At 37.6% G+C, this 526-nt stretch carries 1 protein-coding gene; it reads right to left on the bottom strand.

Annotation, left to right across the window (positions count from 1 at the left end; genetic code table 11):
- A partial coding sequence (locus ACFINS_RS11320) for an ABC transporter substrate-binding protein (protein ID WP_375706324.1) occupies positions 1 to 526 on the bottom strand: 526 nt, incomplete at both ends.

The following is a 526-nucleotide window of genomic DNA, read 5'->3' on the forward strand; positions in this document are numbered from 1 at the left end:
TTTGCACCTAATTCACGCGCTTGTTTCATGATGATGGCACCTTCAGAAAAATAGGACGGAATAAATAAGATATCGGGATTTTGTGCTATAATCTGTGTGAGAACAGCTGAAAAGTCCTGATCTCCAGAATTATAGTTTAAATTTGAGATAATCTCACCACCTAGTTTTTTAAAAGAGCGCGCAAAATAACTGGCAAGACCAATGGCGTAATCATTTGATATATCTTTGAGTATAGCAGCTTTTTTTGCATGTAAAGTTTGAATTGCGTAAGTTGCAACTCCTATACCTTGGTAAGAATCAACGAAGCAAGCGCGAAAGTAATATTTCTTGCCTTGTGTAACAAGCGGACTTGTTGAGGAAGTTGCAATAGTTGGCGTTTTCGCTTTTTCAGATATTTCTCCACCAGCCAATGAGAGTGAAGAGCCATAACTCCCGATGATTCCATTTACTTTATCACTTGCGGTTAAGCGCATAACAGCATTGGCAGCTTCTACTTTATCAGATTTATTATCAACAACAATAAGTT

Origin of the sequence: Bartonella sp. AA2SXKL, assembly GCF_042197205.1 — a bacterium.
Classification (GTDB): Bacteria; Pseudomonadota; Alphaproteobacteria; order Rhizobiales; family Rhizobiaceae; genus Bartonella.